Genomic DNA, 15,298 nt, shown 5'->3' on the forward strand with positions numbered 1-15,298 from the left:
GCGCGGTGACGCTGCGAAGCGGCCTGGAGGCGGGCCTAGGGGGGCGTTAGGGGTGGTGAGGGGGTTAGGGCGTGTCTCGTCGATCACGCCGCGAGCCTGGCCTGATCGGCGAGACACCCCTCGGGGTCGGCTCCTGGCGATCGGCCGCCGGACAGGTCCTCCAGGTCCTAGCGGTCGGTCGACCGGGTCGACGTCGGCGTACCCTGCGGCGGAGCCGAGCCGTGCTCACCGGTCGGTGGGCTGGTCGTCGCGCCGATCGGCGGGCTCGTCCGCACGCCGGGGAAGGGCACGTCCGTCTTCGGCGGCCGGGTCGTGTTCATGGGCGACGGCCCGCCGACCGAGGGGCTCGTGGCCGGCAGGACGGGTTGCGAGCCTCCCGGCAGGAGGGTCGCGAGGGCCGTGCTCCCGCCGCCGAGGACGAGACAGGCACCCGCGGCGAACACGGCGAGGCGCCGGCGCTGCGCTCGCCGGCCCCGCTCGCTGATGTCGGCGACGGGCGGATGGGTGGCGCGCGACCGACCGGCGGCGGCCGCTTCCTGGAACAGCGACCGGAGCGGGTCGTGGGGCTCAGTCACCGGGTGCCTCCTCGATACGCGGGTCCTGGATCCGGTCGGCGAGCGCCGCGCGGCCGCGGGACAGATGGGTCTTGACGGTGCCGCTCGACAGACCGGTCTCGCCGGCGACCTGTTCCACGCTGAGGTCGCACAGGTAGTAGAGGGCGAGGGTCCGGCGCTGCTGGGGCGGCAGTTCGCGTAGGGCGTCGACGAGCACCAGGTGGTCCGGCTCGGGGCCCTCGACCGCGGGCGGGGCTCCCCCGCGCCGCCACGCCTCGGACGTCCGCCGCCGGAACCGCCAGCGGCTCACCGCGAGCCGCCAGGCGACCGTACGGATCCACGCCTCCGGCTGCCCGTCACGGTCCAGCTGCCGTCTGCGGCTCCAGCCCTTGACGAAGGCCTCCTGTACGACGTCCTGCGCCTCGTGCAGGTCGCCGAGCATCACGTACAGCTGGCCCGTGAGCCGGGTCACCGCTTGGGCGTAGAACTCTTCGAACTCCTCGACGGTCAACAGCAACTCCCGGATCTCCTGGCTTCACCCCGCATACGCCCGCCGCGGGGCCTCCGGTTGACACCGAACCCCGAAAACAAGGGTGATCGTCGTCACGGAACCGCGGCCCGGGGACACGCGTCCCGCGCCCGCGCCTCAGCCCGTCGGCCCAACCCCCCGCTCGGCGTCCGGGGCCGTACCGAACCGGTGGACGTACGGGTCCGGGTCGGGCCGGTACGCGGGCCAGCCCGGGTCCCCCGTGGCGGTGAAGGCCGCCAGCGCTCCGCTGAACGAGCGGGCGAGGGCCCGGTCGCCGGTGCCGACCGGGCCGAGCATCGGCGCCGAGGCGTAGGCGTCGAGGTTGTCGAACGCGAACGGGAGGTCGGAGCAGTGCGGTGCGCCGAGTCCCGGAACCGCGGTCGAGATACGGGTGAAGCGGTAGACGTGGGCCGGCGTCCCGAGGGCGGCGCAGGCGTCCGCGAGGGTCTCGACGCCCGCGCCGAACGCCGCCTGGGTGTCCGCCCCCACCTCCGGCAGCCGCAGGTAACCCAGCGCGCCTACACGGTAGTTGGCGGTCAGCACCACGATGTCCCCGGCGGCGGCCAGGCGAGCACCGTCGTACCAGTCCCACCCGCCGGAGCCACTGGTGAAGCCGCCGCCGTGATACCAGACCAGAACCGCCCGGGGCCGGCGCCCGCCTATGGCGTCACCCGGCGTCCAGACGTTCAGCCGGAGACAGCCGTCCTCGTCCCAGTCCGCCTCCCGCTCCCCCATGACCGCCGCGAGCCGCGAGGCCGCCTGAGGCACGGCCGGCCCCGCCTCCGCCGCGTCCCGCACCCCTCCCCACCCGGGATGCGCCACCGGCGGCCGGAACCGCAGCCGTCCCACGGGCGAGGCCGCGTACGGGATCCCGCGGAAGGCGGACACCGGGCCGTCCGCCACACCCCGCAGCCTCCCCTGCCGGATCGCGACCACTGTCGTACGTCCACTCACGTTTTCCCTCGTCACACGGAGCAGTCTCCGTCACGGGCCGATCTCGTGTGGTGGACTGGGCAGCAACCGACGACCCGGTCATGAGCTCGCGGAAGGCCGCCATGGGTTTCTACGCCAAGCAGATCGTCCCGCGGATCGTCGACGTCGCCTGCGGCGCGGACCAGGCCAGGGATCTGCGGCGGCGCGTCTGCGCGGGCCTGGAAGGCGAGGTGCTGGAGATCGGGTTCGGCTCCGGGCACAACGTCCCCTTCTACCCACCGGCCGTCAGGCGGGTCGCCGCCGTCGAACCCTCGGACGTGGGCTGGCGACTGGCCGCGAAGCGCATCGCCGCGACCACCACCCCGGTCGAGCGCTCCGGCCTCGACGGCCAGTCGCTCCCCTTCCCCGACGAGAGCTTCGACACCGCGCTGTCCACCTGGACCCTCTGCACCATCCCGGACGCCGACGCCGCGCTCCGCGAGGTACGACGCGTCCTCAGGCCCGGCGGAGCCCTGCACTTCGTCGAGCACGGACTGGCCCCGGACGAACGGGTACGCCGCTGGCAACGCCGCCTCGACCCGCTGCAGCAGCGCCTCCTCGACGGCTGTCACCTCACCCGTCCCATCGTCGGCCTGCTCACCACCGCCGGCTTCACCATCACCGAGCTGGACGTCTTCTACGAGGAGGGCGCCCCGAAGTCCCTGGGTGCGCTCTCCCTCGGCATCGCGGTGCGTCGGCCCTGAGGTAGGCATCGCGCGGGAGCCCCGGGGCCCCGGGCGACCTCGCACCGGCCGCGGAGCCGCAGACGTCCGTGCGACATGAGCCCCTCGTGGGGCAGGCCCCGACCACTGATGCGGTCGGGGTCTTCCCCGTTTCTCCGAGCCCCGCGGGCGGCTTCCGTACGGATGCGGATACGGCCAATGGGAAGGACACGCTCCGACCGCGGGGGCGCCGTCCCCGGAATCCGTGCGGGGCCTGCGATCCGGAGGGGCGGTGGGCGCCGGTGTCGCACAAGGATCGCCCGGGTGTCACAGAGCCGTCACGGAGCCGTCGTGGCCCCATCCCACTCGCGGCCGTCCGGATGGCTGGAAACCACGCAGCTCAATCCCCCACGCCCGCCCCGCCGTTGATCACCTCACATACTGCGCTGACCGGAATCGGGCGACGCTGCGCCCCGGCCGGTACCGACCACACGACCTCATCCCGAGCTCCTGGGGGAGACTTGCGCGCACACGTGCACAGAGCACACGCCTTCACCATCGCCGCGGCCACATCGGTCGCGCTGGTGGCAGGCATGACCGGCCCCGCGACGGCGATCACCGCGAACGCGACGGCCACACCGGACATCAGACACGTCGACGGCAACCAGCGGATCCCGCTCGTCACGGGCGACCGCGTGGTGGTGGACGCCAAGGGCCGGATGGTGGGCTTCGAGTCCGCCGAGGGCCGTGAACACATACCCGTACAGGTGCAGCGGGTCGGGGAGCACACGCTGGTGGTGCCCGGCGACGCGCAGCGCCTCGTCGCCGACGGCAGGCTCGACCAGCGGCTGTTCGACCTCGGCGTGCTCACCGACGCGCACCTGCGCAGGAGCCATCGAGCCGGGCTCAATCTCATCGTGCAGTACGAAGGGGGTGCCGGTGCCGCGCGGGCCGAGGTGCGTTCGGCCGGCGACACCCGGCTGCGGCGCACGTTCCCGACCCTCGACGCCGACGCCATCCGTACGTCCCAGGACGACGTCGCCAGGGTGTGGGAGGCGCTGACCGACCGGCAGCGCAGTGGACTGCGCGCCACCGCCTCCGGCATCGGCAAGGTCTGGCTGGACGGAGTGCGCACGGCGAGCCTGGACCGCAGCGTCCGGCAGATCGGCGCCGACAAGGCGTGGGAGTCCGGGTACGACGGCACGGGCGTCAAGATCGCCGTCCTCGACACCGGCGTCGACAGGACCCACGAGGACCTCGGGCCCCAGGTCGTTGCCGAGAAGAACTTCTCCGCCTCCCCCGACACCGTGGACCGCGTCGGACACGGCACCCACGTCGCGTCGATCGCCGCGGGAACCGGCGCCGCGTCCGGTGGCCGGTACAAGGGCGTCGCCCCGGGCGCCAAGGTGATCAGCGGAAAGGTCCTCGACGACGCGGGCTACGGTGACGACTCCGCCGTCATCGCGGGCATGGAGTGGGCCGCCGCCGAAGGCGCGGACGTGGTCAACCTCAGCCTCGGCGGCCCCGACAGCCCCGGCGTCGACCCGCTGGAAGCCACGGTCGACAGGCTGTCCGCCGAGAAGGGGATCCTGTTCGCCGTCGCGGCGGGCAACGAGGGCGAGGGCGGCGACTCGACGGTGGGCTCGCCGGGCACCGCGGACGCCGCGCTGACCGTCGGCGCCGTCGACAAGGAGGACCGGCTCGCGGCCTTCTCCAGCATCGGCCCGCGGGTCGGCGACGGCGCCGTCAAGCCGGACGTGACCGCGCCCGGCGTCGCCATCGCGGCGGCCGCCGCCCCCGGCAGCGCCCTCGACACGCGCCCCGGCACCCCGCACCCCGCACCGGGGTACCTGCAGATCGACGGCACCTCGATGGCCACCCCGCACGTCGCGGGCGCGGCGGCGATCCTGAAGCAGCGGCATCCGGAGTGGAAGTCCGCCGAGCTCAAGGGCGCGCTGACCGCCTCCACCAAGGGCGGCGACTACACCGCCTTCCAGCAGGGCTCGGGCCGCGTCCAGATCGACAAGGCACTGGCCCAGAGCGTGATCGCCGATCCGGTCTCGCTGAACTTCGGTACGGCCCGGTGGCCGCACGCCGACGACCAGTCCCTCACCCGGAAGGTCGCCTACCGCAACCTCGGGACCACCGACGTCACCCTCGACCTGACGGTGTCCACCCTGGACCCGAAGGGCGAGCCGGCCCCGGCCGGGTTCTTCACGCTCGGCGCCTCGAAGGTGACCGTGCCCGCCGGCGGCAGGGCCGAGGTCGACCTCGTGGCCGACACCAGGATCGGCGACGCCGACGGCACCTACTCGGGCTACGTCACCGCCACCGCCGCGGGCCAGTCGGTCCGCACGGCCGCCGTGGCCGTCCGTGAGGCGGAGTCGTACGACGTCACGCTGAGGACCGTCGACCGCGACGGCGCGGACGCCCGGAACTTCTCCAGCACCCTGATGGGCGTCGGCGGCCCGGCCGCCGGCTTCGCGACCCGCATCGACAACGAGCCGGGCAGCCACACGATCCGGGTGCCCAAGGGCTCGTACACCCTCAACACGGCCGTCTACCAGGACCCGTCGGACTACGCCAAGGGCACCGACTGGATCGCCCAGCCGAAGCTGGACGTCTCCGGCGACACCACGGTCACCGCCGACGCCCGTACCACCAAGCCGGTGGACCTCACCGTGCCCGGCCTCGACCGGGCGGACTACGCGGGCACGTACTACGAGGTCGCCACCGAGACCGGCCGCGTCGGCAACGGCTGGGTCCTCAGGGGCTTCACCGGCTTCCGCACCGCCCACATGGGTCCGGCCGTCACCGACGGCTCGCTCCTGCAGACCTGGGACGCACACTTCCTCAAGGACGCCACGACCCAGTACTCGGTGGCCTTCGGCGGCAAGGCGAGCAGGATCGCGACCGGCTACACCAAGCACGTGAAGGCGAACGAGCTGGCCACCCTCAAGGTCGGTCTCGGTGCCTCCGCGCCCGGCAAGTCCGTTCTCACCTCCCCGTTCGCCCATCTCCCGGGCGCGCCGGAGGGCAACGGATTCTCCGCCCCGCAGGCGGCGCCGGGCACGCGCACCTTCCTCGTCTCCACCGCCGACGGCGTCGAGTGGCTCACCAGGCTCGACCAGACCGGCGAACCCGACGAGTGGGGCTACCCGGCCTGGGAGGGAAGCTGGGAGATGGTCCGGCCGAAGCGCTACGAGGCCGGCAGGACGTACCGGGAGACGTTCAACACGGGCGTCCTCGGCCCGCTCCTGGGCGAGCGGATGGGCGTCTTCCGCACCGCTCCCGACCCGGCGACGGGCGAGCAGCAGCTCATCGGCTCCCTGCCCCTGCTCGCCGACGGCCAGGGCCACCCCGGGCGCACGCCGTACACCTCGGCCACGTCGACGCTGTACCGCGACGGCGTCAAGATCGGCCAGAACGACGACCCGCTGACCGGCTCGCAGCCCTTCACGATCGGTGCCGCCCACGCAGGCGACGCCGAATACCGGCTGGTCACCTCCGTGGAACGCCCGGCGAACACCGCCGCGGCCTCCACCCGCGTCGACGCCGGCTTCACGTTCCGTTCGCGACAGGTCACGGCCACCACGGCCCTGCCGGTCTCGACGGTCCGCTTCGCGGCCCCCGTCGACCTCGCCTCACGCGCCCCGGAGAACCAGCCGGTCACCGTCCCGGTGACCGTGCAGGGCTCCGCGGCCGGGGGAAACCTCAAGTCGCTGAAGGTGTCGGTGAGTTACGACAACGGGAAGACCTGGCAGCTCGTGCCGGTCAACAGCGGCAGGATCTCCCTGAAGAATCCCGCGAAGGACGACGGCATCTCGCTCTCCGCCGTGGTCACGGACAAGCAGGGCAACACGTCGACGCTGACCGTCCACAACGCGTGGTACGGCAAGTGACGCTGCCGCGCTGACCGTTGTCGGCGGTCCCGACCTCGCCTCAGCCTCCAGGGCCGAGGCGAGGTTCGAGCCCCGTCGGCCTGGCCTGAGGCGTGCCGGGTAGCCGGACGGTGACGAGGAGACCGCCGGCGGGGCGGGCGACGAGGTCGAGGGTCCCCTCGTGGGCGCGGACGACGCTGTGCACGATGGCCAGGCCGAGGCCGACGCCGGCGTGCTCGTCGGTGCGCACGCGTTCCGTTCCGCGCTGGAAGGGTTCCGTGAGGGTCGGCACCAGTTCCGGTGGGAGCGGGCGGCCCGTGTTCTCGACCCGCAGCACGCTCGTGTCGCCGTGCGCCTCGGTGTGGACGGCCACGGTGCCGCCGGTGGGGAGGTTGTGGACGATGGCGTTCTGCACGAGGTTGGTCACCATCCGCAGCAGGAGCTCCGCGGAGCCGCTCGTCCGGGCCGCCCCGCCGGTGACGTCGAGTGTGATCCGGCGCTGTTCGGCGAGGGGAAGCAGCGTTTCGGCGGCTTCTTCGGCGACGAGGGAGAGGTCGACGCTCGCGCGCGTGAAGTGTCCGCGGTCGCCTCGGCCGAGCAGCAGGAGGGCCTCGGTGAGGTCGATCGCGCGCGTGTTGACCTCGTACAGGCGCTCGACGAGTTCCCCCCGGTCCCGCGTGGGGTCCTTGCGGGCGACGTCGAGGAGCGTCCGGGTGATCGCCAGCGGGGTGCGCAGTTCGTGGGACGCGTTCGCGGCGAACCTCTGCTGCTCGGCGACGTGGGACTCGAGCTGTTCGAGCATCGAGTCGAACGCGTCGGAGAGTTCACGGAATTCGTCCTGGCGGCCCTTCATGCGGATCCGGTGGGACAGCGCCCCGTTCCCGGCCATCCGTGCCGCCTCCCTGATCTGTGTGAGGGGGGCGAGCATGCGGCCGGCGAGGATCCATCCCCCGGCGAGGCCGAACACGAGCAGGAAGACCATCGCCACGGCCGCGGCGGGGGCGAAGGTGTGCACGAGGAGATAGCGGTTGGGCGAGATCCCGAGAAGACCCTGGGGGTTGTCGGGTACGTAGCGCAGCAGGAACACCCACACCACGGCCAGCAGGAGTGCGCCGGCGACGGCGAGGAATCCGGCGTAGCTGAGGGTGAGTTTCAGCCGGGCGCTGAGCCCTGGGCGTCTATCCACGCGTACTGCCGGGGGGCGTGGTGCCGGTGGGTGCGGTGCCGGGACCGGAGGTGCCGGGGGTGGTGGTGCCGGGGCCGGTGTCGATGCGGTAGCCGACGCCCGGCACCGTGGCGATGACCCATGGTTCGCCGAGCCGTTTGCGCAGTGCGGAGACGGTGATGCGTACGGCATTGGTCAGGGGGTCGGCGTTCTCGTCCCAGGCCCGTTCGAGCAGCTCTTCGGAGCTGACGACCCCGCCATCGGCGGCGACGAGGACTTCCAGCACGGCGAACTGTTTGCGGGTGAGCGCGACGTAGCGTCCGTCGCGGAAGACCTCCCGGCGGAAGGGGTCGAGCCGCAGGCCCGCGATCTCGCGGACCGGGGGCCGCGCGTACCCGCGTCTGCGATCGAGCGCCCTCAGCCGCAGGACGAGCTCCCGCAGCTCGAACGGCTTCGTGAGGTAGTCGTCGGCGCCCAGCTCGAACCCGGAGGCCTTGTCGTCGATCCGGTCGGCAGCCGTCAGCATGAGGATCGGGATGCCGCTGCCGGAGGCGACGATGCGCCGGGCGACCTCGTCGCCGGAGGGGCCGGGGATGTCTCGGTCGAGGACCGCGAGGTCGTAGGAGTGGACGCTGAGCAGTTCCAGGGCGGAGTCGCCGTCGCCGGCGATGTCGGCGGCGATCGCCTCGAGCCGCAGGCCGTCACGGACGGCTTCGGCCAGGTAGGGCTCGTCCTCCACGATCAGTACGCGCATGGCTGAAGCCTAAGCAGCAGAACGTATCGCCGACGTATGCGACGACCTGGGCACACCGGACACGCGGCTCAGCCGGTGCCGGCACCGGCCGCTGCCGGCGTGGGGCGAGGCCGGTCCGACGGCGTCTCCGCCGCGGTGCGCCACCAGCGGCGCGACGCCAGTCCGGCCAGCACGGCGCCGGCGGCGTTGACCAGGACGTCGTCCACGGAGGACACCCGGTCGAGCTGCAGCACGTACTGCACGGTCTCGACCAGGACCGAGCAGCCCGCCCCGAGGGCCAGGATCCGCGGCGCGGACGCCAGCGCGGCGAACCGCATCGGGGCGAAGAACCCCAGCGACGCGAAGACCAGCAGATTGCCGGCGATCCCGAGCGGCCCCATCGTGACCAGGTCCCGCAGCGGTACCAGGCTCACTCGGGCGGGGACGACGCCGGCTCCGGCGCCCGGCATCATGGTCATCCACAGGAACGGCACCGTTCCATGGACCATGCCCACCTCGGCCAGCGACATCCGCCACGCCGCTGCCCGGTCGGCTGCCCGCCGACGGCGCGCCAGCGCCCACACGACCAGAACGGCCAACGGCAGCGCGACCAACGTCATGAGCACGACCCCGTTGAACGTGTCGAAGCAGCCGTGCCACCGCCCGGCCTTGCACTTCGGAGCGGCCATCATGAGCGGCCCGCGCACGACGAACAGGGCGCTCGCCAGGCCGGGGATCGCCAGGCCGAGAAGCACGATCCTGCGCGTGCGGCCGGGCGGCGCCGGCTGTTCTGACGATTCTGACGGAGCTGACGGTTCTGACAGGGATGCGTGGTGTTTCACGCCCCCATGGGACACGGGGAGCCGTTGCAGCGGCGTATGCGCTTTTCGATACGCCCGCGATACACGGGGCGTCCGCGGTCCGACGTCCGTACGCCCCTACAGCCCCGAAGGGCAGCGGGAAGGCAGACAGGCCGGTCAATTCTCGTGATCCCTACGGTCGGTGTGCGGTCGCGGGAACGATAGCTCAGCGGACTGACACCGCACCCGCGGTCCCCGTCCGCTGGTGCGGGTGGACCTGCGACCCCCTGGCCCCCAGGAGGGCCAGGGGCCGTCGTGCCGTCAGGAGACGGTGAGGAACCGGGCGATGCTCGGCACGCCTTGGGCGTCCAGTGCGAAGAGCATGTAGGTGCCCGGCAGGACCACGCCCTTGTCGGCCGGGATGGACACCGTGTACGTGCCGGTCCCCGCGGCCGTTGACACCAGCGGGACCCGCCGCTGGTCGTTGTCCGTGGAGTGGGTCGCGGCCGAGGCCCGCATCAGGACGAAGGAGGCCACCGGCCCCTCGGTGCCGACGGTGAGCGAGGTGCCGGCGGCGGCCTGCGGCGGTACGCCGCCGGTGATGACGGGACGCGGCTTGGGCGAGCCGTCGGCGTTGAGCAGGTACGGCGGTGTGAACACGGCTCCGTCGGCGTGGTTGGTGGCGCAGTCACCGCACAGGCCGCCGCCGCCGGAGAAGATCCGTCCGTCGGGCAGCAGGTTGGCCACGCTGTGGTAGTTGCGCGGGATGGCCATGGTGGCGAGCGGAGTGAAGCGTCCGGTCGCCGGGTCCCACAGCTCGGGGGTCAGCACCGACGTGGCGTCGCTGAACGGCACGGGGTAGGCCTGCCCGCCGAACACGGCGACCTTGCCGTCGGGCAGGACGACGCTGTTGCCGAAGGCGCGGGCGTGGCCCATGTCGCCCGTACGCGCGGCCTGCACCCGGTTGCCGTCGATGCTCACCGTGTACGCGCGCCGGGTGGCGGGCGTCTTCTCGTACGCGGGCGAGCCGCCCAGGGTGAGCAGCTTGCCGATGTCGTACGCGACGGCGTTGCCGGTCATGGCGTCGGGGCTGTCCGCCCGGGTGCCGGCGGAAGTGATGCTCCCGTTCCCCCCGGTCGTGATCCAGTTCATCTGCTTGCTCGGGCCCAGCTGGAGCACCTTGCCGCCCGAGGTGGCGTACAGCCACATGTGGTTGTCGGCGCGGTAGGCGCCTGCGGGGTCGGCCGTCAGTGCCGGGGCGGCGAGGACGCCGGGGAGCTTGCGCCAGGTGCGGGTGTCCGGGGACCAGACCTCGCCGGCCTTGTCGCCCGTGGCTCCGCTCCAGGATCCGCCGAGGACGAAGGCCTCGCCGGTGGAGAGCAGGGTCATGGCCTGGTAGCCCCGGGCGATGTTCATGCTGGTGGACTCGGACCAGGCATCGGTGGCCGGGTCGTAGACGCTCGCCTTCTCGGCGTTGCTGCCGCCGGTGACCAGGACCCGGCCGTCGGCGAGCATCGCTATGCCCGGGCAGAACATGTCGTGGCCGGTGTTGTCGATGCGGCGCTGGGTGACCTTGCCCGTCTTCAGGTCCAGGATCGCGGTCTGGGTGTAGCCGTTGCTGCCGCCGAAGCGGTCGACCGCGTACGCCGACCAGGCCAGGAGCTTGTCGCCCGGCAGGACGGCGGTGGCCACCGGCACCAGGGGGAAGCCGGTGATCCGGCTCCAGGAGCCGTGGACGGCGGGGCCGGCCGGTCCGCTCAGGCGTATCTCGGCGGCGGAGGTCCAGGGCCCGCGGTTGCCGGCCTCGCGTGTCACGGTCAGGCGTATGTAGCGGGTGTTGTCGGTGCGGGTGAACGTGGCGGTCTTGACGGTGTCGTCGTCGCGCCAGGTGCCCGAGGAGACCGGTGCGCCGAAGGTCGTGCCGTTGCTGCTGGTGGTGATGGTGTACGTGCCTGCGCGCCCGTTGGGGCTGTCCTTGCGGGGCTGGTAGACCAGGGCGGAGACGGCCGTCGTGCGGTGCATGTCGATGGTGATGCTGTGCGGCAGCGGGGCCGGGGTTCCGGACCACCTGCTGTGCCAGAGGGTGGCGGCGTCGCCGTCGAGGACGTTGGCCGCGCGGCCGTTCTCCCTGGCGGTCTCCTCGTCGCTCGCCGTGGCCGTCCATCCGGTCCGGGGCAGGTCGACGGTGGCCGCCGGGGTTCCGGGATCGCCGAGCAGGTCGAGTTCCGCGGCAGAGCTCCACGGGCCGCGGTTGCCGGCCTCGGTGACGGCGGTGAGCCGGACGAACCGCGCGCCCTGCGGGGCGAATCCGAGGGTCTTGGCGCCGGCGTCGTCCGCGAGGGTGCCGGTGGCGACCGGACTGCCCCAGTTCCGGCCGTCGGCGCTCACGCTGATGCCGTACTCGCCGACGCGCCCGTTGGCCTTGTCGGTGCGGGGCCGGTAGACGAGCGCCGAGACCACCGTCGTGCGGTGCATGTCGATGGTGATGCTGTGCGGCAGCGGGGCCGGGGTCCCGGACCACCTGCTGTGCCAGAGGGTGGCCGTGTTGCCGTCGAGGACGTTGGCCGCGCGGCCGTTCTCCCTGACGGTCTCCTCGTCGCTCGCCGTGGCCGTCCATCCGGTCCGGTCGAGCACGGGGGCCGTCGGCTCCATGGCGTTCGCCGGGGCGACGCCGTGGTGCGGTGACTGCTGCGCGGTCTGCTGGTCGAAGGGCGCGGAAGGCGGTGGCGGGGTCGGGCGGTGGCCGCCCGGCCCCGTGCTCGCCACTCCCAGCCAGGGGGTGAGCCCGACGAGCAGCGAACCGAGGGCGAAGGCGATGAGCAGAGGGGAGCGGCGGAATGCTCCGGCAAGGGCGCGGATGCGTCTGGGTTGCAATCGGACCTCCTGGGCGAACGGTGAACCGCTGCGGGCCCCTAGAACATAGGTCAAAACGCATCAACTCGGCCCCGGAACAGCGGAGTTGGCCCACACCCGCGCCAGCCCCACGCGGAACCGACTCCTCCGCCGGCCCCGGCGGCGGGACTCACCGGCTTCGCGTGGTGTCGCCCGTACGCGGCTGACCACCACCCGGCGCGAGCCGCATCCCGACGTGCACGGGATCACCGCCGTCGGGGCCGCGCTTCCGGCACAGCGCGGCATGCTCCGCGCGCCGCTCAGGGTGCACTCTGACGCCGCGACCCAGCGGCTTCACCCAACCCGCGCGCGACTTCGCTGAATGGCACAAGCGTCGTGGCGCCGCGTTCCCGGCCCGGCGTCGCGGGGTGAAGGATGACGCCAGCCGCCCGGTCAGGGTGTCCGGGAGGACGGGGGCACGGCAGGCCGCCGCGCGGTCACGTCGTTTCGCCGGGCGTAGCGAGCGGCTTCCGACCGGTTCGCCATCCCGAGCTTGCGCAGCACGGCGGCGACGTGGTGCTCCACGGTGCGTCGCGACAGGAACAGCCCGTCGGCGATCTCGGCGTTGCGGAGTCCGTCGGCCAGGAGGGCGAGCACCTCCTGCTCGCGGGTGCTCAGTCCGTCCGGGCCGGCAGCGCGGGACGGGCGTCTGGGGATGTCGCGCACCCCGAGCCGGCGCAGGCGGCGGGCTGTGATGTCGCGCATCGGCCGTGCTCCCAGGCGGTCGAAGGCCGCGAGTGCCTCGCGCAGCATCCCCTCGTCCGGGGTGTCGGCGAGCACGAGCGCGGCCTCGTAGGGGCAGCCGATCTCCTGCCAGTGCTCTGCGGACTCGCGGGGGCGGCCCGACAGCTGGAGCCGGTACGGTTCCGCGGCCCGCGCCGGGACTGCGGCCGGTCCGTCGGCGCGCGAGAGCCAGTAGGCCAGTTCGCCCAGGAACCACGGCTCGCCCTGCGCCGCGGCATCGGCCAGGGCGGGCGTGACCACCGTGCGTACCTGATCGAGGTCGCCGGTGTAGGCCGCGGCTTCCGCCAGCGCCGGAGTGGAGCCGATGATCCAGCCGACCACCGGCTCGGCGGCGACCATGACCGAACGCACCCGGGTCAGCAGGGGACGGGGATCGGAGTCACCCCGGCGCGCGCGCAGCCGGCCCAGCACCACCATGGCGATCATCCTGCGCCCGTCGTCCACGCCCGCCGTGCGCAGCACCTCCGAGGCGAGCGCCTCGGCCTCGTCCCACCGGCCCTGGTCGAGCAGCGCCCGCGACCGGAAGGCACGCAGCCACTGGCGCCAGACCTCCTGCCCGTGGTCCTCGGTGAAGGAGAGCGCCTCCCCGTACCATCGCCCGGCTTCGCGGTACCAGCGGCGGGTCACGCAGATCAGCTGAAGCCAGAAGTAGCCGAGTCCGGCCTGGTCGTGCGCGGATGCCTGGCGCGCCAGCCGGACGCCCTCCCCGATCAGGTCGAGGCCGGCCACGTCGCCGTCCTGGGCGCGGCCGATGCCGATCGACAGCAGCGCGAGGGCCCGTTCCGGTCCGGTGCCCTCGCCGGCCGTGGCGAGGAGCCGCTCGCCCCAGGCGACCGCGTCGGTGTTGCGGAACGCCATTCCGGAGAGCTTCGCGCGGATGGCGCAGGCGAGTGCGTACTCGGGCCCCGGTGGCTGCCCCGCCAGCAGCGCGAGTGCCTCGTCGCAGGCCTTCTCGCCGAGCGGGATCTCCCTGGCCAGGTGCGCCGCGGTGATCGCCAGCCCGACCAGTGCCCCGCCCCGCCGACGGTCGTCGCCGACCTCCCGCCACGCCTCGACGGCCTCCTGCCGGGCGCGCAGGGCGCCGTCGAGGTCGTCGGCGAGATGACACTGCCGGCCGAGTTCCTCCAGAAGCCCGGCTCGGTCCGCGTCCGTCCTGCCCGGCGAGGCGTCGAGCGCGCGGCGAAGGTGTGCCGCGGCCTCCGTGTGGGCCCCCAGCGTGGATGCCCGCTGCGCCGCGAGGGGCGCGTAGGCGAGCACGGCGGCCCGGTCGCCGGCACGCTCCGCGTGATCGGCGAGCCGCGCCGGTTCCACTTCGCCGGGCGGTCGCGCACCGAGCACGGCCAGTGCGCGCCGGTGCAGGGCCGCCGCGCGCCCCGGCGGGATCGCCTCCATGACCGCGACACGGACCAGCTCGTGCCGGAACGCGACCGCACCGTCATCGGCGGCGACCAGCCCGCGGTCCACGCAGGCGTCGAGGTCGTCGGCCGCCCGGCCCGAAACCGCCTCCACCAGCCATGGGGCTGCCCGGGTCCCGAGACAGGCGAGGGCATCGAGCGCCTCTCGCGCACCGGGCTCCAGGCGGGCTGCGCGGGCGAGCACCGCGTCGCGGACCGTGGGGGGAACGGCGGCCCGGCCGTCACTCAGGACCTGGGTCACGAAGAACGCGTTGCCGCCCGTGCGGCGGTACAGCTCGGCCGGGTCGATGTCCGTTCCCGCCGCGAGCCGTGCCACGGCCGCCTTGGACAGCATCGGCACGGTCAGTCGGCGTACGACGGGAAGGGCCGCGAGGTCCCCGGCCAGGACGCGCAGGGGGTGACGTGCTCCCACTTCGTCCTGCCGGTAGACCACGACGAGCATGGCCGGGCAGGACTCGATGCGGCGGCCCAGGAATCGCAGCAGGTCCAGCGTGGCCTCGTCGGCCCAGTGCGCGTCGTCGAGCACCACGAGGGTGGGGTCGGCGCCGCCCCGCAGCTCGTCGAGCATCAGGCGGCGTGCCTCCACCGGATCGGCCGGGCCGGTGAGTGCCCGGCGCAGCGGCGGCGACAGGCGGTGGGCCATGTCGCGGAGCGGACCGAGCGCGAGCGGCGTGGTGAGGGGTTCGCAGCTGCCACGGAGCAGGCGCACGTCACCCAGCCTCCGGCCGAACTCCTCGACCAGGAGGGTCTTGCCCGCCCCCGCGTCACCGCCGACGAGAACCAGCCGTCCGGTGCCGACGCATGCCTCACGCCACCAGCGGGTCAGCGACACGATCTCGCCGTCCCGCTCCTCGAGCGTGCAGGGGTCGACCGTCACCTTGTCCATGGTAGGCAGGCCGCCGCCACAAGGTTGGGTATCCACTACCGATGTCCGCGGCCGGCCCGGCCGCG

At 73.2% G+C, this 15,298-nt stretch carries 10 protein-coding genes; 2 read left to right on the forward strand and 8 right to left on the reverse strand.

From position 1 onward, the window contains the following. Nucleotides 1–167: 167 nt before the first annotated feature. The 3 genes from ACIGEZ_RS24000 to ACIGEZ_RS24010 all read right to left on the reverse strand — a co-directional run bounded on the left by ACIGEZ_RS24000 (nucleotide 168) and on the right by ACIGEZ_RS24010 (nucleotide 2,037). Nucleotides 168–575 carry a hypothetical protein gene (locus ACIGEZ_RS24000; protein WP_399834327.1) on the reverse strand — a complete coding sequence of 136 codons (408 nt, stop codon included), beginning with the start codon at nucleotides 573–575 and terminating at the stop codon, nucleotides 168–170. Then, a complete protein-coding gene (locus tag ACIGEZ_RS24005; protein WP_399834679.1) occupies nucleotides 568–1,065 on the reverse strand; it encodes a SigE family RNA polymerase sigma factor in 498 nt (165 codons plus the stop codon). The genes ACIGEZ_RS24000 and ACIGEZ_RS24005 overlap by 8 nt, the downstream gene beginning before the upstream one ends. A gap of 135 nt (nucleotides 1,066–1,200) precedes the next feature. Further along, on the reverse strand, nucleotides 1,201–2,037 hold the full coding sequence (locus ACIGEZ_RS24010) for a carboxylesterase family protein (protein WP_399834328.1): 837 nt from the start codon (nucleotides 2,035–2,037) through the stop codon (nucleotides 1,201–1,203). 80 nt (nucleotides 2,038–2,117) lie between these two features. On the opposite strand from ACIGEZ_RS24010, the gene ACIGEZ_RS24015 reads away from it, so the two are divergent. Then, on the forward strand, nucleotides 2,118–2,759 hold the full coding sequence (locus ACIGEZ_RS24015; protein ID WP_399834330.1) for a class I SAM-dependent methyltransferase: 642 nt from the start codon (nucleotides 2,118–2,120) through the stop codon (nucleotides 2,757–2,759). A gap of 551 nt (nucleotides 2,760–3,310) precedes the next feature. Then, nucleotides 3,311–6,619 (forward strand): S8 family peptidase, encoded by a 3,309-nt coding sequence (locus ACIGEZ_RS24020; protein ID WP_399834681.1) that lies wholly within the window; start codon nucleotides 3,311–3,313, stop codon nucleotides 6,617–6,619. 40 nt (nucleotides 6,620–6,659) lie between these two features. Here the strand turns inward: ACIGEZ_RS24020 and ACIGEZ_RS24025 are convergent, their stop codons facing one another. The 5 genes from ACIGEZ_RS24025 to ACIGEZ_RS24045 all read right to left on the reverse strand — a co-directional run bounded on the left by ACIGEZ_RS24025 (nucleotide 6,660) and on the right by ACIGEZ_RS24045 (nucleotide 15,224). Beyond that, nucleotides 6,660–7,784, reverse strand: a complete 1,125-nt coding sequence (locus tag ACIGEZ_RS24025) for a sensor histidine kinase (protein ID WP_399834332.1) — start codon at nucleotides 7,782–7,784, stop codon at nucleotides 6,660–6,662. Beyond that, entirely contained in the window at nucleotides 7,777–8,517 is a 741-nt protein-coding gene (locus ACIGEZ_RS24030) for a response regulator transcription factor (protein ID WP_399834334.1), read from the reverse strand. Before ACIGEZ_RS24030 ends, ACIGEZ_RS24025 begins: the two co-directional genes overlap by 8 nt. Nucleotides 8,518–8,585: 68 nt before the next feature. Beyond that, a complete protein-coding gene (locus ACIGEZ_RS24035) occupies nucleotides 8,586–9,251 on the reverse strand; it encodes a VanZ family protein (RefSeq protein WP_399834336.1) in 666 nt (221 codons plus the stop codon). A gap of 366 nt (nucleotides 9,252–9,617) precedes the next feature. Continuing rightward, nucleotides 9,618–12,170: a discoidin domain-containing protein gene (locus ACIGEZ_RS24040; RefSeq protein ID WP_399834337.1), complete on the reverse strand. Its 2,553-nt coding sequence runs from the start codon at nucleotides 12,168–12,170 to the stop codon at nucleotides 9,618–9,620. Nucleotides 12,171–12,581: 411 nt separating this feature from the next. After that, nucleotides 12,582–15,224 (reverse strand): ATP-binding protein, encoded by a 2,643-nt coding sequence (locus ACIGEZ_RS24045; RefSeq protein ID WP_399834339.1) that lies wholly within the window; start codon nucleotides 15,222–15,224, stop codon nucleotides 12,582–12,584. Nucleotides 15,225–15,298 lie beyond the last annotated feature (74 nt).

Source organism: Streptomyces sp. NPDC085481, assembly GCF_044541845.1.
GTDB lineage: Bacteria > Actinomycetota > Actinomycetes > Streptomycetales > Streptomycetaceae > Streptomyces.

Excerpts from the sequence above, each read along its gene's own strand:
- ACIGEZ_RS24015 (WP_399834330.1), top strand. The coding sequence starts at position 2,118 with ATGAGCTCGCGGAAGGCCGCCATGGGTTTCTACGCCAAGCAGATCGTC.
- ACIGEZ_RS24030 (WP_399834334.1), bottom strand. The coding sequence starts at position 8,517 with ATGCGCGTACTGATCGTGGAGGACGAGCCCTACCTGGCCGAAGCCGTC.
- ACIGEZ_RS24020 (WP_399834681.1), top strand. The coding sequence starts at position 3,311 with ATGACCGGCCCCGCGACGGCGATCACCGCGAACGCGACGGCCACACCG.